This window comes from Shewanella sp. GD03713, from assembly GCF_029843705.1.
Taxonomy (GTDB): Bacteria; Pseudomonadota; Gammaproteobacteria; order Enterobacterales; family Shewanellaceae; genus Shewanella.
Genome location: NZ_JAOCIW010000001.1, coordinates 1,954,654 through 1,973,119 on the forward strand (window position 1 = coordinate 1,954,654; position 18,466 = coordinate 1,973,119).

Annotated in this window: 17 protein-coding genes; 1 reads left to right on the forward strand and 16 read right to left on the reverse strand. The window is 47.5% G+C overall.

The window, feature by feature from the left end:
• Positions 1 to 44 precede the first annotated feature (44 nt).
• The 4 genes from N5E87_RS08770 to N5E87_RS08785 form a co-directional block, all read right to left on the reverse strand.
• The gene (locus N5E87_RS08770; protein ID WP_232015280.1) at positions 45 to 272 is read right to left on the reverse strand and encodes a hypothetical protein; all 228 of its coding nucleotides are present in this window, start codon (positions 270 to 272) and stop codon (positions 45 to 47) included.
• A gap of 101 nt (positions 273 to 373) precedes the next feature.
• Positions 374 to 1,129: a sulfite exporter TauE/SafE family protein gene (locus N5E87_RS08775; RefSeq protein WP_086904918.1), complete on the reverse strand. Its 756-nt coding sequence runs from the start codon at positions 1,127 to 1,129 to the stop codon at positions 374 to 376.
• A 225-nt stretch (positions 1,130 to 1,354) separates the two neighbouring features.
• On the reverse strand, positions 1,355 to 1,669 hold the full coding sequence (locus N5E87_RS08780; protein WP_086904917.1) for a cytoplasmic protein: 315 nt from the start codon (positions 1,667 to 1,669) through the stop codon (positions 1,355 to 1,357).
• A 31-nt stretch (positions 1,670 to 1,700) separates the two neighbouring features.
• Positions 1,701 to 2,303: a DJ-1/PfpI family protein gene (locus tag N5E87_RS08785; protein WP_086904916.1), complete on the reverse strand. Its 603-nt coding sequence runs from the start codon at positions 2,301 to 2,303 to the stop codon at positions 1,701 to 1,703.
• Between the two features lie 76 nt (positions 2,304 to 2,379).
• Here N5E87_RS08785 and N5E87_RS08790 point away from each other — a divergent pair.
• A protein-coding gene (locus tag N5E87_RS08790; RefSeq protein ID WP_088213182.1) for an IS3 family transposase occupies positions 2,380 to 3,935 on the forward strand; the annotation gives its coding sequence in 2 pieces (ribosomal slippage) (positions 2,380 to 2,842 and positions 2,842 to 3,935; 1,557 coding nt in all).
• 526 nt (positions 3,936 to 4,461) lie between these two features.
• Here the strand turns inward: N5E87_RS08790 and N5E87_RS08795 are convergent.
• From N5E87_RS08795 to N5E87_RS08850, 12 genes are all read right to left on the reverse strand, one after another.
• On the reverse strand, positions 4,462 to 4,542 hold the full coding sequence (locus N5E87_RS08795) for a hypothetical protein (protein WP_164718004.1): 81 nt from the start codon (positions 4,540 to 4,542) through the stop codon (positions 4,462 to 4,464).
• Positions 4,543 to 6,414 (reverse strand): Ig-like domain-containing protein, encoded by a 1,872-nt coding sequence (locus tag N5E87_RS08800; protein ID WP_279775257.1) that lies wholly within the window; start codon positions 6,412 to 6,414, stop codon positions 4,543 to 4,545.
• Complete coding sequence (locus N5E87_RS08805) at positions 6,411 to 6,665, reverse strand: hypothetical protein (RefSeq protein ID WP_176370361.1); 255 nt, start codon at positions 6,663 to 6,665, stop codon at positions 6,411 to 6,413. Before N5E87_RS08805 ends, N5E87_RS08800 begins: the two co-directional genes overlap by 4 nt.
• A gap of 340 nt (positions 6,666 to 7,005) precedes the next feature.
• Entirely contained in the window at positions 7,006 to 8,616 is a 1,611-nt protein-coding gene (locus N5E87_RS08810; protein WP_011787758.1) for an IS1634-like element ISSpu7 family transposase, read from the reverse strand.
• Positions 8,617 to 9,324: 708 nt separating this feature from the next.
• Entirely contained in the window at positions 9,325 to 9,981 is a 657-nt protein-coding gene (locus tag N5E87_RS08815; protein ID WP_011623089.1) for a 3-oxoacid CoA-transferase subunit B, read from the reverse strand.
• Between the two features lie 121 nt (positions 9,982 to 10,102).
• Positions 10,103 to 10,807, reverse strand: coding sequence for a CoA transferase subunit A (locus N5E87_RS08820; protein WP_011623088.1), 705 nt, complete (start codon positions 10,805 to 10,807; stop codon positions 10,103 to 10,105).
• Between the two features lie 68 nt (positions 10,808 to 10,875).
• Positions 10,876 to 11,823, reverse strand: a complete 948-nt coding sequence (locus tag N5E87_RS08825) for a hydroxymethylglutaryl-CoA lyase (RefSeq protein ID WP_086904419.1) — start codon at positions 11,821 to 11,823, stop codon at positions 10,876 to 10,878.
• Positions 11,824 to 13,863 (reverse strand): acetyl/propionyl/methylcrotonyl-CoA carboxylase subunit alpha, encoded by a 2,040-nt coding sequence (locus N5E87_RS08830; protein WP_086904420.1) that lies wholly within the window; start codon positions 13,861 to 13,863, stop codon positions 11,824 to 11,826.
• Positions 13,863 to 14,708 (reverse strand): enoyl-CoA hydratase-related protein, encoded by an 846-nt coding sequence (locus tag N5E87_RS08835; protein ID WP_041416887.1) that lies wholly within the window; start codon positions 14,706 to 14,708, stop codon positions 13,863 to 13,865. The genes N5E87_RS08830 and N5E87_RS08835 overlap by 1 nt, the downstream gene beginning before the upstream one ends.
• 59 nt (positions 14,709 to 14,767) lie before the next feature.
• Positions 14,768 to 16,375, reverse strand: a complete 1,608-nt coding sequence (locus N5E87_RS08840; protein WP_126512973.1) for a carboxyl transferase domain-containing protein — start codon at positions 16,373 to 16,375, stop codon at positions 14,768 to 14,770.
• Positions 16,376 to 16,475: 100 nt separating this feature from the next.
• The gene (locus tag N5E87_RS08845; protein WP_011716702.1) at positions 16,476 to 17,645 is read right to left on the reverse strand and encodes an isovaleryl-CoA dehydrogenase; all 1,170 of its coding nucleotides are present in this window, start codon (positions 17,643 to 17,645) and stop codon (positions 16,476 to 16,478) included.
• 153 nt (positions 17,646 to 17,798) lie between these two features.
• Positions 17,799 to 18,203: a MerR family DNA-binding transcriptional regulator gene (locus tag N5E87_RS08850; RefSeq protein ID WP_011623082.1), complete on the reverse strand. Its 405-nt coding sequence runs from the start codon at positions 18,201 to 18,203 to the stop codon at positions 17,799 to 17,801.
• Positions 18,204 to 18,466: the final 263 nt, after the last annotated feature.

Sequence of the window (18,466 nt, forward strand, 5' to 3'; positions counted from 1 at the left end):
TATGTAGAATAACTACACTGCACGGACTTTGCCTTGCATAAACGTCAGCCAAATAGCTGCAAAAATAACCCTGAAACGCCAACACGCCCTATACTTATCAACCCAACCACAAATCCCTCAGACTCGGCGAGATAGATTTCATCCGATCTTTTAGGAGCATCGAGATATTGATGTAATTGTGCCTCGCTGGCACTGTAACCCAGCTGCAACAGTAAGTTAGCCATGGCGTTAAGGTCTGTTATCTGTGCTTGTCTAATTGCAATAAAGCCCATCAAGCTTCCTTATTTTGCCCAGTCCCTAGATTTCTATTAAGCAGGTAGTCTGCCAATACATGACTCTTGAGGTTGAGATATTTTAGGCTAACGCAAAGGGGTTAACGCATAAAAAATCCCACACTCATGGCGAAACCGACAAGCACAATAAAACCCCGCAACAGGGATTGAGGTATGCGATAAGCCAGCGCGGCGCCAAGATAGCCGCCAATAATCGCCATAATGGCAAGCAGTAACAGATATTGCCCGTCAATCAGATTACCTAGGGCGTAAATCACCACGGCAATGGTGGTGAGTAAGGCGGAGAGTAAATTCTTAAGCCCGTTCATCCCATGTAATTGGGTCTGGCCGAGTAGCCCAAAGGTGGCGAGTAAAATAATCCCTAATCCCCCATTAAAATAGCCACCATAAATACAGACAAGACTCAGAATCATCATTGCAGTCAGTGGCTTGACGGTATTCATACGAGTGATACTGGCATTCGCTAAGCGTTTTTTCAGTAACCAAGGTCCACCAATAAAGGCGAGTGTGGCCAGCAAAATCAGCCAAGGAACGAGATAAGCAAAGACTTGCTCGCTGGTGCTTAGCAGAATCGCCGCGCCTAGGCATCCGCCAGCAATCGCAATCAGGCACAGGGTTTTTAGATTAAGATTTGCAGGATATTCAATCTCTTTTCGAAAACGCCAAGCACTGGCAAGGTAACCGGGAAGCAGGGCGGCGGTGCCCGTCGCGTTAGCCAACAGTGGCGGTACGCCAACAAACACAAGGGCAAATAAGGTCATAAAGCTGCCACCGCCCGCCACCGCATTTAGCATGCCGCCGAGTAAGCCTGCGAGGGCGATCAGTAACCAATCCATAGTGAATGCTCCGCTGCTATTGACGTGTAGAAGTTGAACGTCAATTGCTTATAAAAACATCACCTTAACAGTAAGTTACTCAGATGAAAAGCCATCAATATTGTAAGTCGCGGCAGATTGATTGGCTTTATTATGTGGTCTGAATTGGTTTTGGTAGATAGCCTTGGCATTAATTGTTATGCCGCTAGATTTATCAAATATTATTAAGACTTAGCACTGATGCCTTTATTCAGCATGGAACACTCCTGAAGCAAATATCGCGGTGGCTATGGCCAAGTATTGATCGCTAAATACTTCTTCTTCTTCCCAGCAATGTTGCCCACGCTCTTGATAGTACACATGGTAGCTGGCATTCGATGGCGTAGCGATGCAGTACCAACCATCAAAGGTCTGCTTGCTAAAGTTGACCCAATACTGCGCATCCGCCTGTTTTATCTGCTGGACTAGCGCTTCATCTTGCGCCAATAAGGCTGCCAGTTCGGCTGCGCTGGTGAGCTTGTGCTCGGTTTTTAACTGATTGAGTAGTGCTTTGAGTGTCATTATTGAAGGCCTTTTATCCTGAGGAGCTGTGTTAGCGAATCGCTGAGGCAATCGAGGATTCGATTAAGGCGTCAAACACATCGGCTTGGCCTGCGGGGAGCAGTTGCCGATGAATTTCGCGGCGCTTTGTACTGTCAAATAAACGCTCCGCTACCCAACCCGTTAAATAGAGTGAGGACAGGCAACCTCCCGCAGTGGCAATATTGCCATTGATCACCAGAGCGCAGTCTTCCACCTCCACACCCATGGCCACTAATGCGGGTTTGGCATCGGGATGCGTCGTCGCCGAAATATTGTCGAGTAAGCCTAACTTGGCAAAGAAGAATGAGCCCGCACAGATACTGCCAAGTAATTGCCGCGAGGGATCTAATTTAAGGGCCGACATAAACTCAGGATCCGCAAGTGCGGCAGGTACGCCTTTGTAGCCACTGCTGAATAATACCACGTCAGCATCGGCGACTTGCGCGACATGACCATGGGTTTCTACCGTCATTCCCAAACTCGACCTGTGGCTAGGTTTGGTGCCTAGCACTTTGACTGTCCAATCGGTTGTTGTGCGGCCGAGAATATCGCGCATTAAAAAGAAATCGATATCGGTAAATTCATCGAATATCACAATCGCAATCTGGTACATCCCCCCTGTGTCAGGATTGTTGTCACCCCTAAATAATCATTATTTTTAAAGACAGGGTGCGGCAAAAGAGAACAAAATGGCTCGGTATTCACCAGAACGTAAAGAGGCGATCCTTAAAAAATTATTACCGCCTCACAATTTAACGGTCGCAGAGGTTGCTCGGGAAGAAGGCATTGCGGTGCAAACCTTGTATCATTGGCGGGATATTGCCAGAAAAGAAGGTCGCCCCGTGCCAGGTAAAACATTAACAGCCGATGATTGGTCAGCTGAAGCCAAACTTGCCGTGATTATTGAAACTGCTCCGCTATCAGAAGCAGAAATAAGCCAGTATTGTCGTGAAAAAGGCTTGTACCGCGAACAAGTACAACAGTGGAAGTTGGAGTGCTTGTCTGGTTTTCAAACCTCAGAAGTACAAACTAAAACCATTAAACAGCAGGCCAAGGCTGACAAAGCCGAAATCAAATCGCTGCAACGGGAATTGCGCTACAAAGAGAAAGCGTTGGCAGAAGCTGCCGCATTACTGGTGCTCAGAAAAAAGCTCAATGCGCTCTGGGGGGACGACAGCGAGGAGAGCTAACCCCCTTGCCTGAGCGCATAGCATTGATTGCCTTAATTCAAGAGGCCTATACCAATGGTGCTCGCCTTTATAAGGCTTGTGCTGAAACGGGCCTCAGTAAGCGTACCTATCGACGTTGGTATCGAGAAGGTCAAGTACAAGCTGATTTAAGGCCGACAGCGGCTCGTCCAGAGCCCGCCAATAAACTCGAAGAACATGAGCGACAACAGATATTAAGTGTGTGTAATCAAGCGGAGTACGCCAGCTTACCCCCGTCGCAAATTGTGCCAACATTATTAGATAACGGGATTTATATCGCTTCGGAATCCAGCTTCTACAGAGTGTTAAATGCTCATGGTCAACTTAACCATCGTGGTCGCACTCAGGCTGCTGTTAATCGAAGCAAACCGTTAAGTTATCGGGCAGATGGGCCGAATCAAGTGTGGTCGTGGGACATCACTTATTTGGCTTCAACCGTCAAAGGCCAGTTTTATTATCTGTACATGTTTGAAGATATTTACAGTAGAAAAATAGTGGGTTACGAAGTTCACGAACAAGAATGCGGTGAGTACGCCGCCGCGCTAATCCAACGCTGCATGTTACGCGAACAATGTTTTAATACGCCATTAGTGCTGCACTCTGATAATGGGGCGCCGATGAAGTCATTGACCATGAAAGCCAAGCTAGAAGAACTCGGTATTACGGCATCATTAAGTCGGCCGCGGGTGAGTAACGACAACCCCTTTTCAGAGTCGTTATTTAAAACCTTAAAATACCGACCACAGTGGCCTGCATCAGGTTTTAGCAGCTTAGCAACAGCAAGAGAATGGGTGGAAAAGTTTGTAACCTGGTACAACGATGAACATAAACACAGCCAGCTCAATTTTGTCTCACCAGGACAACGTCATGCTCAGCTAGATAACGCTATTTTAGCCAAGCGTAAGGAAGTGCTTGAAGCGGCAAAGGCAAGAAGACCGACGCGCTGGTCTAAAGACGTGAGAAATTGTGAGGCAGTTGGGCCCGTGACCCTAAACCCAGATAAAGCACCAATAGAAGGGGTAATAAATGCAGCTTAATATTTAAGCAAAGAGTGACAACTACCTTGAAAAACACCGCATCCTTTGTCCTCTTGTTTGTATTCTTGTTAATGTGTGGGTTAACACGTCATCGGCCGCATCATCAATCCGTCGCTCCCTGTCGTTGCAACATAATCACCCATATGTTTGTGACTGTGTTTATTAAGTGTGGGGGAGTAATAAAGTCACATACTAAAATGGCAGCGAGCTCATAGGTACGCTGCTATTTCTAAACCCATTATGCCCCAAAACGAGTTAAGTTCGTCGTCAGGTGTGTAGGATTAATTGTCATTGTTTCCCCAGTGACACGCCGTGAATATGTCCCTATAGGCTCAACGGCGACATCCATGTCGCCAACGGTCACTGTTGCAACAATGGCAATTTTGACGGCCATTGCACTGTTCATTTGGCAAAAAAGCTAATTGACCCATTCCGTGTTTCGCATGACTGAACTGGCTCTGCTTGGTACTAGCTTGTTGATCTAATTTTTGTAATGTTAGAAAGTGTCTACGATGTTAGTGGCGATTCAAAGAGTACCGTGACTAGGTTGAGTGAACGAAGAAATATAGAGTCCGTCGCCATCCGGATCAGTATCATTAACTAGCACCTAGAAATACGAGGTCATGTTTTCGGGGATGTGATAGGAATCAACATTAGCAATAGGTGCATGGTTAGGTTTTACTGATACGCGCACAGTGCCAATTGCAGACCCTCCCTTCAAAATATTATTTCTTGGATGAATATCAACTATTTCGTATTGAAAAACGTCATCACCTTCAAAGCCTGAAGTTGGCGTATATTGAATAGAATTACCGACTATTTCTGCTATCCCATGCTGAGCGGGTGTTACTGAGTTAACCTTAAGTAAGTCGCCGTGATCATCGAGATCATTTTGAGCAACATGTATATACATTGCTTTTCCAAGAGAAGTTACAACATCATCTACTGCTACAGGAATCGCATTGTCGGCCGTAGAACAACCTCGAAAGTCCCAACACGAATATACTAAACTGGTAGCCACATTTCTTTTAGATATAACCTTGCCACCTTTTATTAAGGGATACATGGTTAATTGTTTTATTTTCAATGCTGTATTTGATTGTAGTTTTGCAAAATCAGCTTCAGGAATGGAGAATGTAATTCTGTTAACCCCCTTCTTCAGTTCAATGTCAGGATTGCCATAGACTCCGACATGCTCGTCACCGACAGTGGTTATTGTCGCCGAATAGCCAAACTTTGCTGTTGCGGGAAGTGTATCAACCTCAAAAGAAACGTCTATCTTCTCGATGACACGGCTATCTTCACTGTTAATAGGCTCGAATATCACATTGCCTAAATAAAGTAAATCGTCACGCTCCCAGGAATCATTTTTAAAATATGAAGTTATGTAAAAATTATCTTTATCTTGAATCCTCACATAACCATAATCAAGCCAGAAATGTGCAACTGTAAATTTACCTGAATATCCTAACCTCCTGAGTTCCTCCCCTTTAAACGTTACAGAAATTTTATTTTCTGTAGCATCCATTTTGCGACCAGCAAAAAATTTAGTGCCATCTTCGGTCTCTAGCGTAACCCTGTTATAATAAAATCCTGTAGATTGAAATGGGCCAGCAGTCTCAAACTCCAATCTGAGTTCATCAATATAACCGTCTTTATCCAAGTCGACCAAGACTTCTTCAACCTTACCAGTCACATATACTTGCGGGAGTATAGAAATAAAATTTTGAGTTACACTCATCTCAAACAACTCACCGCTTAGATTAGTGCCTTGTATTCTGACAAGCACAGCGTACTCCCCCTCAACCTCAGGGGTGAAAAAAGCATGATAACTCCCATCTCTAGCTTTGAAGTCCATTCCAGAGCCATCATCTACAGCTATAATCTTGCTGACTACAGCACCATCTTTCACAAATTCAAAAGAGGCTTCGGCTGTAGCCAGTGGAACGCTATCATCATACAGTTGCACATAAACAGGAAAGATATTTCCTACGCTAATTGGTTTTTTATTTGGACCAACTTCACCAAGTGTCAATGCAAAATTTATTTTTGATGTAGGGAATTTTATTCTGATTGGAATTAGATTTTGAGTGCCACTCGCCTTTCCTGTAATGACATATTTACCTGAGGCAACATTATTGAGCTCTATGATAATGCTATTTTCTAACGAAATTAAGTGTTCTTCCGGAGTCAATGGGGTAAAGAATAAAAAGTTACAATTGTAACTTGAAGCATTCTCGGAGTTAATGACAACTCCACTCGGGGTAATTAACCGAATATCGCTAACATTTGTATCAGAAACCATAGAGATCGAAATGACAAACTTGTCAAGAGCAGGTGACAGAAATGATGTTGAAAACTCACCATTTATAATCTCGCCTGACTTATGAATCTGTATGCTTTGTGGTATTGAACTAGCACTAAAAGTATAGAGCGCAGCTAAGATACCTAATAATATATTTAAAATTAGCTTGTTCATTTCAAATTACTCCAACCCAACATGACATAACGATCAATTTTCAGACTGAATTGTAAGTCAAAGGTTTTTGCATCATCGCTCAAGATATATACATCATTATCTTGACCTTTATCCGAAACAACAAACGTATTTGATGGGGTGTTAATTGTATCGAAACTAAATGGCGATTTGCCTACATGCGAAGGATATTCAGCAGATTTTATGTATGCAGAAAAGAGTAACACAGCAACTAGAGCAATTAATTTAAACATAAATACATCCTTGTACATTGTTAATGAGATAATAGTCTCGATTATTAAGCTAGAAAGCTCACCAACTTTTGTCAACGCGACAAATCGATCGCGGCAGATGTTGGGGCCAAAATTGGGGTTTGACTTAATTGACAGCAACATTTAATTACTGAGTAAAACTCCAATATTTTGGGGTCAAGTTTGCCAACTTTCTTTATGAGTCATAGATAGTTAAGCGCTTTTGCTATCGATGTTGGTGAAGTTTCAGAACGAGGAGTGTCGTAAACGTTAAACCCAGAGAAATTTTAATCTGAAACAGAAAAGTTAGAGCAAAGGGTTTATCCGACATTCCGCAGCTAATTTAGGAATAAACTACCTCATAGAATCTACCGAGTAATTTGAGTAGTTGTGTTTGGTGATCTTGAAGTCCAGTGATGAACCTTTGGCCGTTAATCTCTAGCGTATCTATGCCTTCGAATTGCAAGAAGACCCAACGTGCCGTCGGTCTGGAGGTCGTCTTGTTCTTTACCATACTTGGGAAGAACGCTTCGGTTTGTGCGAGTTGTTCTCTGATTTTGTGTTCTAAACTAGCGTAAACAAGCAAGCTCAACGTCATTATCATTAGCAACGCTTCAATGCGCTCAGGCTTTTTCAAGAAGATGGAAGAGGTTAAAAACTCAGGGCTTTTTAGAAAACGGAAGCCGCGCTCGACTTTTTGTTGCGATTTGTAATGTGCTAGAAGAGCCGCCATGGTGAGTGCTTCATTGTCGGTGTCATTCGTCGCGAGGATAAACATGCCTACTTTGAGCTTAGCCAGTTTTACTTTTTCTAGGTCGGTGAAGGGGGCGGCTTCGATAAAGTATTGGTATCCTGTCGGTGCTTCATCTGTCTTTGGGCGGCCCGAATGAGAGTAAGTCGGCTGTTTGATGAGAGTGCCTTGTTCAAACCCAAGTAAGTCACATTGTTTCTTGAAATCGTTAAACGCTAATTCTGCGTCAACTTCACAAGCGAATGGTTTTTTACTTAGCTTTTCCAACGCTTTGATTTCTTTTGCTATGTTTTTCTCTAAGTTCTTGAAGAAAGTGATTTCTTCCCGCTTGGTGGCCTGTTCACTGTGAACGAGCAACCAACGTTGATTGACCTTTCCGTAATCCGAGTCTATCCAACATCCTGAGTAGCCATGACCGATAGTGCTTAATTGCTCTGGCTCTAGCGCAAGTAGTGCTTGTTTTGCGAGCTTGATGGTCATGGGGACACGGGTAATGAATTTTTGATTTTGCTCATCTAGCGAGGAGATGCTTTCTTCGGTGTACAAAGCGGCATCAGCGATAAAGTAACGACTATTTTGCGCGGCTTTTAGGCAATGTATGTGTCTTTTAGTGACTTCAGCGAATGCCTTGGCATCATTGGTGTTACCACTCAGTGCTTGCATGTAAACAGGAATACCTGCTTGGTTTTCACAGATGAGTTCAAGCACGACTTGGTTAAGCTCTGGCCTATGATCCCGACTATAACCTCTTACAAGCTTAATCACGTTGGTGTTTTCATCTTGTGCATACTCACCATCAACGTGGAAGCTAGTGATATCAAGATGAACAGAATCGGTCGTCAAGCCCAGTTTATCAACAACACGCTCAGCAATAACCTGATAGAGCGCTGAGACATCGGCTTCGTATAGAGCATCTAATGTGCGGCCTAGTACATCATCAGTCAGGTGGTGTGCTTCAATGTCTTTGGCGAGTAGCTTAGATACAGGCTTGGTCTTAAAAAAGTCCGAGAACATGTGCAGTGTTCTGCTATGAAAGCCAAGTCCATTTAGGAGCATGGCCAATACCGCGTCACCATGAGAAACATTGTGGTCAGAATATTTTGGGATAACGGCATCTATCATCCGTGGCAGGCCAATTTCGTGACAAAAGGCGGCAATGAGACCAAGGTGATCTAAGCGTTTAATAACAGGATGGGTAGACATATTTTGAGACCGTCAAATAGCAGTAATAGATCAAAACTGTCGATCGCGGTCAAGATGGTGTCGTAGTTTTTATGAAAAGCTGATCGCCAGATCACACTATTTAAATTCTGGAATTAGCTGCGGAATGACGGGTTTATCACGCTTTTGTCCCGAAGTGAGTTACAACGAGTATGATACTTTAATACTCAGTTGTAGCTTGGTTTGGAGTTGGTAGTAGCAACTAATATGAATCTGTATTTTTGGCCACGTTTAGTCTTAAACGGTTCGAGCAGGGTTAATTGACAGTTTAGTAGAAGACTTATTTCTCACCAACATTAAGATATTTAGCTAACAACTTAAGCATCCTTACTATTTAGGCTGCGGCAAGTTTACCGCAACTGCATACAGGGTGGCTAACTGTGAAGTAAAACGGCTATACAAGTCACCCATGCACATGATGTGTAAAGGAGGGTTGAATACGCAGAACATTGCAGCAAACAGCGCTGATGCATTGGCGACCATCGAAAAAAGGGACTTTTTCGTTGAGCCCCCAAGGATGGGTTTACGGCGTGTCGCCAGAGCATAAGTGCTGTTGCACTCGTCAGGTTCAATGGATTAAGCAAAGCAATAAAAAGCCCAGATTTATATTCTGGGCTTACTTGAATCAAATAAGTTAATGCATCGAACGCTAGGAGCTAAGACGTCATTAATACTTAGGCTTAAAAACGCTTAAAACACCATCTCTGGTACATGGTCTGGCACGATTAATTTGCCAGCGGTTTTGCTGACAATTTCTTCAACGCTGACACCGGGGGCGCGCTCTAACAGATGGAAGGCGCCATCTTTAATCTCGATAAAGGCTAAATCGGTAACAACACGTTTGATGCAGCCGTAGCCTGTGAGGGGCAATTCGCACACGGGTAACAGCTTAGAGTTACCGTACTTATCGGCGTGCATCATAGTGACGATAATATTTTCCGCACCCGCGACTAAATCCATTGCGCCGCCCATGCCCTTGATAAGCTTACCTGGGATCATCCATGAAGCGATAGAACCATTCACATCGACCTCAAAGGCGCCGAGTACGGTTAAGTCCACATGGCCGCCACGGATCATGGCAAAGCTTTCGGCGGAGGAGAAAAACGAGGCACCTTTTACCGCGGTAACGGTTTGTTTGCCGGCGTTGATTAAATCCGGATCGATAGTTTCTTCCGTCGGAAACTCACCCATGCCGAGCAGGCCATTTTCCGATTGCAGCATCACTTCCATGCCTGCGGGAATGTAGTTGGCCACGAGCGTGGGAATGCCAATACCGAGGTTGACGTAGTAGCCGTCTTGTAATTCTTTGGCAACGCGCTGTGCCAGTTGTTCTCTTGATAATGCCATGATCTTTATCCTTCCTTTACCTAGAGTCGCATAGGCCACAATTTTTAGGCTTTTACTTTGGGCTCTAGTTTGAGCCAAGACTCTGTCGCTTTAGCTTGCGTTGTTAATCGTTCAGCGTTGCTTATTTCGCCGCTTTTACCGTGCGCTGCTCGATACGTTTCTCGAACTTGCCTTGGATGACGCGATCAACATAAATGCCGGGAGTATGGATATGATCAGGATCGAGCTCGCCCGGCTCCACAATAAACTCGGCTTCTACTACCGTGATTTTGCCCGCAGTCGCCATCATAGGGTTAAAGTTAGCGGCGGTTTTGCGGAACACTAAGTTACCCATAGTATCGGCCTTCCAGGCGCGAACGAGGGCAAAATCGGCGGTCAGTGATTCTTCTAACACATAGTGACGGCCTTTGATTTCACGGGTTTCTTTGCCTTCCGCCACGGGGGTACCGTAGCCTGTGGCGGTAAAAAATGCCGGAATACCTGCGCCGCCCGCGCGGATTTTTTCCGCCAGCGTGCCCTGTGGCGTTAAAATCACATTCAGTTCGCCCGAGAGCATTTGCTGTTCGAAGGTGGCGTTCTCACCTACGTAGGAGGCGATCATGGTCGAAATCTGGCGATGTTTTAACAATAAGCCCAGACCGAAATCATCCACACCAGCGTTGTTTGAAATGGCGGTTAAGCCCTTAACGCCCATCTTAACCATTTGATTGATTAAGCCTTCAGGAATACCACACAGGCCAAAACCGCCAACCATAATGGTCATATCATCGGATAAACCTGCTAACGCTTCTTCATAGCTGCTGACGACTTTATTGAGTCCTGCCATTTTGATGTCCTTTTACTGTTATTCAGTCCCCAAGGCGCTAGGTATGTTTAGCGCCTCGACGCTTGAGTCTAGGCTTTAGCGCCCTGCAAGATTGCATTGGCGACTTTAGAGCCATTAAGACGATTTAATTGTTTGCTGATCCCAAAACCCGCTAATGCCAGTTTTTCTAAATCGATACCTGTCTTCAAACCGAGCCCGTGGAGCATATAGACCAAGTCTTCACTCGCTAGATTGCCCGATGCGCCTTTTGCATACGGGCAACCACCTAGGCCCGCCACTGAGGCATCAAAGCTGCGCACACCTAAGTCGAGGCAGGCGGTAATATTGGCTAATGCTTGGCCATAGGTGTCGTGGAAGTGCAGGGCGAGCTGTTCAACCGGGACTCGCTCCATCACGGCTTGCAGCATTTTACGGGCTTTTAACGGCGTGCCTACACCGATAGTGTCGCCGAGCGAAATTTCGTAACAGCCCATTTTGTAAAGGATTTCAGACACTCTTGCCACTTCGCTCGCCGCGATTTCCCCTTCATAGGGGCAACCTAAAACGCAGGACACATAGCCACGCACTGGGATATTGGCGGCTTTTGCTATGTCCATCAACGGGATAAAGCGTTCAATCGACTCTTCAATCGAACAGTTGATATTGCGTTGGCTAAAGCTTTGTGACGCCGCACCAAAGATAGCGACTTCGGAAGCTTTTGCATCCAGCGCCAGCTCTAAACCTTTGACATTGGGGGTGAGGGCGCTGTAAACCACGCCCGCTTGACGGCGAATTTGGCGCAATACTTCGCCACTATCGGCCATTTGTGGCACCCATTTGGGTGACACAAAGCTGCCTGCTTCAATTCGCTTCACGCCCGCATCGGCGAGGGATTCAATCAAGGCGACTTTGGCCTGTGTTGGGACGGCGGCTTCATTCTGCAAGCCATCACGTGGCCCCATCTCGAATAAGCTAACCCTATCCGAGCTGGCGCTTACCGAGGTCGAGCTTAAGTTCGTAAGATCCAGCGCAGACATTTAGGCTTCCTCGCTCTGGGCTTTGGGCTCAACATGGAGCAGCACGGCGCCATCGCTCACTAACTCGCCCGCCTTGAAGTAGAACTCGGTAACAATACCGTCGAAGGGCGCTTCGATGGTGTATTCCATCTTCATCGCTTCCATCACCAGTAGTCCTTGTCCCGCCTTCACCTCAGCACCGACTTCCACTAAGTGGGTCACAACTGTGCCGTTCATCGGGGCCTTGAGTTTATCTTCATTGCTGGATTCGGCCTCAACCACTTGGGTTTTTACCGCCCTGAAGTGATAACTGCCTGAGGGTAAAAACAGCGTAAAATCATCGCCCTGAGCGCTGACAGGCACTTTACTCTTATGGCCGTTGATTTCGGCTAACAGTAAATCCTGCTTAAGCTCACCACTCAGGGACTTGCTCACTTGGCCCTCTGCTGCGGCTTGGGATAATTGGTAGTGATCGCCAAAGTCTAATAGCACTAATTGTTGTAACTCGTGGGCATCGTCGAGCAGGGCAATAGTATGCTGGCTGACACTGTTGAGTCTAAAGCCACTGACTTGGCCCCAAGGCGAGTAAGGATCGGCGCTGTTAATGGCCTGTGCCTTGGCGGCTTCTTTACGGGCAAGTACTTGATACAGCGCGGCAAAAGCGATAGCTGTATCGGTTTCGCTCGAAGCACTGCCAATCAGCGCGTCGCCGTAACGGTTGATAAAGTCGGTGCTAAAATCCGCCTTGGCAAAGGCAGGATGCTCGGCAATATTCGCCAAAAATTCAATATTGTGCTTAAGCCCGCTGATTTGGTAGGACTCGAGGGCATGCACTAGACGCTGTAGCGCACGTGGACGCGACTCATCCCACACGATGAGCTTGGCTATCATAGGATCGTAGAAATTACTGATCACATCGTTTTCACGGATGCCGGAATCGATACGCACGTATTTGCTTTGCTCGGGCTCGCGCAGGAAATTGAGCTTACCGCTGGCGGGTAAAAACTCATTTTGCGGATCTTCGGCGTAAATACGCACCTCAAAGGCGTGTCCATGGATACGCACTTCGTCCTGTTTGAGCGGTAAAGGTTGACCACTGGCGACCATTAACTGCCATTTGACTAAGTCTTGACCCGTCACCATTTCGGTCACAGGATGCTCTACCTGCAGACGGGTATTCATCTCCATAAAGTAGAAGCTATTGTCGGTATCTAACAGGAATTCAACGGTTCCCGCGCCGACATAATCGATGGCCTTGGCGGCCGCTACGGCGGCTTCACCCATTTGGGCGCGCAGTTCATCACTTAAACCGGGTGCTGGTGCTTCTTCGACCACTTTTTGATGGCGGCGCTGAATCGAACAGTCGCGATCCGATAAGTAAATCGCATTGCCAAAGGTATCGGCAAACACTTGGACTTCGACATGGCGAGGCTGGCGTAAATAACGCTCCATCAATAACTTATCGTTACCGAAGGAGGAGGCCGCTTCACGGCGCGCCGAGTTGATGGCGTCCATGATTTCGCCTTCATGCTCAACGATACGCATGCCTTTGCCACCGCCACCGTAGGCGGCTTTAATCAGCATCGGGAAGCCGATTTTTAAGGCTTCGGCCTTGAGGGTGGCGTCGGTTTGATCGTCGCCATGGTAACCCGGCACTAAAGGCACTTGCGCCGCCGTCATAATAGCTTTGGCGGCGCTCTTGCTACCCATAGCATCGATAGCATCGCTGCCAGGGCCAACAAACACGATTCCGGCCGCCTCACACTTGCGGGCAAAGTCGGCGTTTTCCGATAAGAAGCCATAACCTGGGTGAATGGCTTGCGCCTGAGCTTTTTTGGCGATTTCAATAATCAAGTCGCCCTTGAGGTAAGAATCCGCAGGGGCGCTGCCACCTAAGTAAAACGATTCGTCAGCCATGGCAACATGGCGGGCGTTTTTATCGGCATCGGAATATAAAGCAACGGTGCGAACGCCCATGGCCTGCGCGGTTTTGATAATGCGGCAGGCAATTTCACCACGGTTAGCAATTAAAAGCTTAGTGAACATGCTGTTAGTCAACATCAAAGAACTCCTTGAGTATCTGTTGGCGTGTGCCAGTTCGGCTGACGTTTCTCAAAAAAGGCGTTTAAACCTTCTTGGCCTTCATCAGATACCCGAATGCGGGCGATGCGCTCGCTGGTGTAATCAATCGTATCTTGGTCTATCACGCCATCTTCGAGGCGGGCGAGTAGGGTCTTTACCCATGCCATTCCCTGCGGACTGTTGGCGAGCAGCGCGGTGATAATGGGCTTTGCTGCGGCCGCTAAATCATCGTTTATCTCATGGATAACATTGAGTTTGAGCGCCGTTTGCGCATCAAAACGCTCCGCGGTCAGCATATAGCGGCGTGAGGCGCGATTGCCCATGGCGCGGGCAACGTAGGGGCTAATCACCGCAGGGATCAGCCCTAGTTTGACTTCGCTTAAGCAGAAGCTTGCGCGCTCAGTAGCGATGGCAATATCACTGGCGCAAATTAACCCAAGCGCGCCGCCAAAAGCTGCCCCTTGGACTAAGGCGATAGTGGGTTTTGGAAAGGTATCTAAATCCTGCATCAGCTTAGCCAGCGCCTTGGCGTCATTCAGGTTTTGATCAAAATCCATCTTGGCTTGTTTGCGCATCCAGTTTAAGTCGGCGCCTGCGCTGAAGTTTTTGCCATTGGCTTTCAATACCAAGAGTTTGCAGTCTTTGTGCTCGGCAAAATAACCGAGGACAGCGATCATTTCGCTGATCATCACCTCATCGAAGGCGTTGTGCACTTCTGCTCGGTTAAGGATTAACTCGCCTACGCCGTTATTCAGCGCATAGCTGACGTGCTGCAAATGAGCTAAGGATTGAGTGCTAGTGTTCTGGTGTTGTGTGTCAGTCATTATTATTCCCGTCATAGTAATTCCCTCTATGAGTGATACGTAAGGCATCGCAAGATGCGTTACATACGGAAGACGCCGAAGCGGGTGTCTTCGATAGGGGCATTTAATGCGGCTGACAGAGCAAGGCCCACCACATCACGGGTTTGCGCCGGGTCGATAATGCCGTCATCCCAAAGGCGGGCACTGGCATGGTAGGGATGACCCTCTTTATCGTATTGGGCAATAATCGGTGCTTTAAAGGCTTTTTCATCCTCTGCAGACCATTCTTCGCCTTTACGGGCTAAACCGTCGCGGCGCACTGTCGCTAATACGCCAGCGGCTTGCTCGCCACCCATCACAGAGATGCGCGCATTGGGCCACATCCACATCATGGTCGGTTCGAAGGCGCGGCCGCACATGCCGTAGTTACCCGCGCCGTAGCTGCCACCGATAATCACAGTGAATTTAGGCACATTGGCGCAGGAGACTGCGGTCACCATCTTGGCACCGTGCTTAGCGATACCTTCGTGTTCGTACTTTTTACCCACCATAAAGCCGGTGATGTTTTGCAGGAACAGCAGCGGGATCTTGCGCTGGCAGCACAGTTCGATAAAGTGCGCGCCTTTTTGGGCTGATTCTGAGAATAAAATGCCGTTGTTGGCCACAATCCCCACGGGATAGCCGTGAATGCGGGCAAAACCACAAACCAAAGTCGCGCCATAGTTGGCCTTAAACTCATCGAAATCGGAGTCGTCGACGATGCGAGCGATCACTTCTTTCACATCGAAGGGCTTTTTCAGATCGGTGCCGACGATGCCGTAGAGTTCGTTGATATCAAACTTAGGTGGCTTAACCGGGCTTAGCAGACTGTTGATTTGTTTTTGATGATTCAGACGCAGCACTGCGCGGCGGGCAAGCTCTAAGGCATGCTCATCGTTTTGGGCTAAGTGATCCGCCACACCTGAAATTTTAGTGTGTACGTCGGCGCCGCCGAGTTCTTCGGCGCTGACTTCTTCACCGGTCGCGGCTTTAACTAACGGCGGCCCAGCTAAGAAGATAGTGCCTTGTTCTTTAACGATAATCGATTCATCGGCCATGGCAGGCACATAGGCGCCGCCCGCGGTACACAGACCCATCACCACCGCAATTTGTGGAATGCCCTTGGCGGACATTTGCGCTTGATTGTAGAAAATTCGGCCGAAATGGTCGCGATCGGGGAAGACTTCATCCTGACGGGGCAAGTTAGCGCCGCCCGAGTCGACTAAATAGATACAAGGCAGATGACAGCGGCTGGCAATCTCCTGTGCCCTTAAGTGTTTTTTGACCGTGATAGGGTAGTAAGTGCCACCTTTGACTGTGGCATCGTTGGCGATAATCATGCACTCTACGCCGCTCACTCGGCCGATACCGGCGATAATCCCTGCGGCGGGCACTTCTTCATCGTAAACGTCAAAGGCCGCGAACTGTGATAGCTCTAAAAAGGGCGAACCTGCGTCGAGGAGTTTCTCAACCCGTTGACGAGGAAGGAGTTTACCGCGGGCCAAATGGCGCTCTAGGGCAACGGGGCCGCCGCCGAGTTCAATTTTGGCGAGCTTGGTTTTGAGATCGGCCACGAGGGCGGCCATATCGTCGGATTTGGCTTTAAATTCATCGCTACGGGCGTTGATACGACTGCTTAATTGCGTCACTTTGATTGTCCTTATAAAGCGGTAACTCAGTATCAGTTGGCTCGGTGGGCGAGGGGCATGAAAGGCTAAAGCTCGTCATGCGCCGCTCGCCCTAGGCTGCTTATTTCGATTCGTTAAAGAGCTCGCGGCCAATCAGCATACGGCGAATTTCTGAGGTGCCGGCGCCAATCTCATAGAGTTTGGCATCGCGCAGTAATCGGCCAGTGGCATACTCGTTGACGTAACCGTTACCGCCGAGCAATTGAATGGCATCCAGTGCCATTTTGGTCGCCAGCTCCGCGCTGTAAAGGATGGCGCCTGCGGCGTCTTTACGGGTGGTTTCACCGCGATCGCAGGATTTCGCTACGCTATACACATAGGCTTTAGCGGCGTTCATACCTGTGTACATATCGGCTAATTTGCCTTGGACTAATTGGAATTCACCGATGGATTTACCAAATTGCTCACGCTCGTGGATATAAGGCACGACGATGTCCATACAGGCGTTCATGATCCCAAGCGGGCCGCCTGAGAGCACGACGCGCTCGTAATCTAAGCCACTCATCAGCACTTTAACGCCATTGTTGAGGCCGCCGAGAATGTTTTCCTCTGGTACTTCGACATCTTCAAACACCAGTTCACAGGTGTTTGAACCGCGCATCCCCAGTTTGTCGAGTTTTTGCGCTTGGCTGAAACCTTTAAAACCACGCTCAACGATAAAGGCGGTGATACCGTGTGCGCCTTTGGTTAAGTCGGTTTTGGCATAAATCACATAGGTATTGGCATCGGGACCGTTGGTGATCCACATCTTGTTGCCATTAAGGATGTAACGGTCGCCTTCTTTACGGGCATGCAGCTTCATCGAAACCACATCTGAGCCTGCATTGGGCTCACTCATCGCCAGTGCGCCGATATGTTCACCGCTGACCAGCTTTGGTAAATACTTGGCTTTTTGCTCTGCATTACCGTTGCGGTTAATTTGGTTTACGCACAGGTTAGAGTGGGCGCCGTAACTTAATCCGATTGAGGCCGAGGCGCGGGAGATCTCTTCCATGGCGACCACGTGGGCAAGATAGCCCATATTTGCACCGCCGTATTCCTCAGGCACAGTAACACCTAAGAGTCCCATTCCACCGAGTACGGGCCAAATTTCGTTAGGAAAGGCGTTGTCGTGGTCGACTTTAGCGGCAATAGGGGCGATTTCGTGTTTAGCGAAATCTTGCACCGCATCGCGCAGCATATCGACTTCTTCGCCTAGGCCAAAATTGAGACTGGTGTAGAGTGAGTTCATTGCTTGTGTCCTATCTTAGGTTCTAATTTATATTTTTATGATTATTAGGTGCTTGAGTCTTTAAAACCGTCTTACAGTGCGTGATATATCCCTGTCACGCGGTCGTACCAACTGAGGTGTTGATTAATGCTATGCTCGCAAGCCTCGAAGGAATTAGGCCTTGGCCTTGCTTTCTTCTAAAGCGAGGCGGCATTGCTGCTCGGCCGAATTCAGCTCCATCAGTACCACTTTAATGTCATCCATTTGCTGCTGCAGTGCGGATTTTTTCTCTTCCACTAGGGCAAGCATGGTATTGAGCTGGGTGGTGCTGCTCTTGTCGGCATCGTAAAGTTCGAACAGGCGACGGGTTTCCGCGAGAGAGAACCCAAGGCGCTTGCCGCGCAGGATAAGTTTGAGTCGAACCCTGTCTTTGAGACTGTAAATACGGGTTTGACCGCGACGTTTTGGCTTAAGTAAGCCTTGGTCTTCGTAAAAACGAATGCTTCGGGTCGTGATATCAAACTCTTTAGAGAGATCACTGATCGAATAAGTCGTTTGTGGCGTGTTAGTTGCGCTCATTCAGGCACCTTAGTTAATCATTTTTTAGCAAGATATATGAAGTTTACGTAAAGGTAAAGATTGCTTCGTGGTTAGTCTGAATTTTTTGTCAATTCTTGTTGCCACTCGCTCGAATGACCTCAAATCAACCTATTGATATTAATGAGCTAAACACTGAGTAGGAAAGGCACTTTTGATGCGGGGAAGTGCCGCGTTGCCCTCGTCTTGAAATTGGGCAACGCAGCGCAGTGGATTGAGCAAGCAACTTGTATCAAAAGCCGCGA

Bases quoted from the DNA above. Each gene is read 5' to 3' on its own strand.
- N5E87_RS08785 (WP_086904916.1), bottom strand. From the start codon at position 2,303: ATGTACCAGATTGCGATTGTGATATTCGATGAATTTACCGATATCGAT.
- N5E87_RS08810 (WP_011787758.1), bottom strand. From the start codon at position 8,616: ATGTCTACCCATCCTGTTATTAAACGCTTAGATCACCTTGGTCTCATT.
- N5E87_RS08845 (WP_011716702.1), bottom strand. From the start codon at position 17,645: ATGAACTCACTCTACACCAGTCTCAATTTTGGCCTAGGCGAAGAAGTC.
- N5E87_RS08830 (WP_086904420.1), bottom strand. From the start codon at position 13,863: ATGTTGACTAACAGCATGTTCACTAAGCTTTTAATTGCTAACCGTGGT.
- N5E87_RS08775 (WP_086904918.1), bottom strand. From the start codon at position 1,129: ATGGATTGGTTACTGATCGCCCTCGCAGGCTTACTCGGCGGCATGCTA.
- N5E87_RS08835 (WP_041416887.1), bottom strand. From the start codon at position 14,708: ATGACTGACACACAACACCAGAACACTAGCACTCAATCCTTAGCTCAT.
- N5E87_RS08780 (WP_086904917.1), bottom strand. From the start codon at position 1,669: ATGACACTCAAAGCACTACTCAATCAGTTAAAAACCGAGCACAAGCTC.
- N5E87_RS08815 (WP_011623089.1), bottom strand. From the start codon at position 9,981: ATGGCATTATCAAGAGAACAACTGGCACAGCGCGTTGCCAAAGAATTA.
- N5E87_RS08805 (WP_176370361.1), bottom strand. From the start codon at position 6,665: ATGTTTAAATTAATTGCTCTAGTTGCTGTGTTACTCTTTTCTGCATAC.
- N5E87_RS08800 (WP_279775257.1), bottom strand. From the start codon at position 6,414: ATGAACAAGCTAATTTTAAATATATTATTAGGTATCTTAGCTGCGCTC.
- N5E87_RS08770 (WP_232015280.1), bottom strand. From the start codon at position 272: ATGGGCTTTATTGCAATTAGACAAGCACAGATAACAGACCTTAACGCC.
- N5E87_RS08850 (WP_011623082.1), bottom strand. From the start codon at position 18,203: ATGAGCGCAACTAACACGCCACAAACGACTTATTCGATCAGTGATCTC.
- N5E87_RS08825 (WP_086904419.1), bottom strand. From the start codon at position 11,823: ATGTCTGCGCTGGATCTTACGAACTTAAGCTCGACCTCGGTAAGCGCC.
- N5E87_RS08820 (WP_011623088.1), bottom strand. From the start codon at position 10,807: ATGGCAGGACTCAATAAAGTCGTCAGCAGCTATGAAGAAGCGTTAGCA.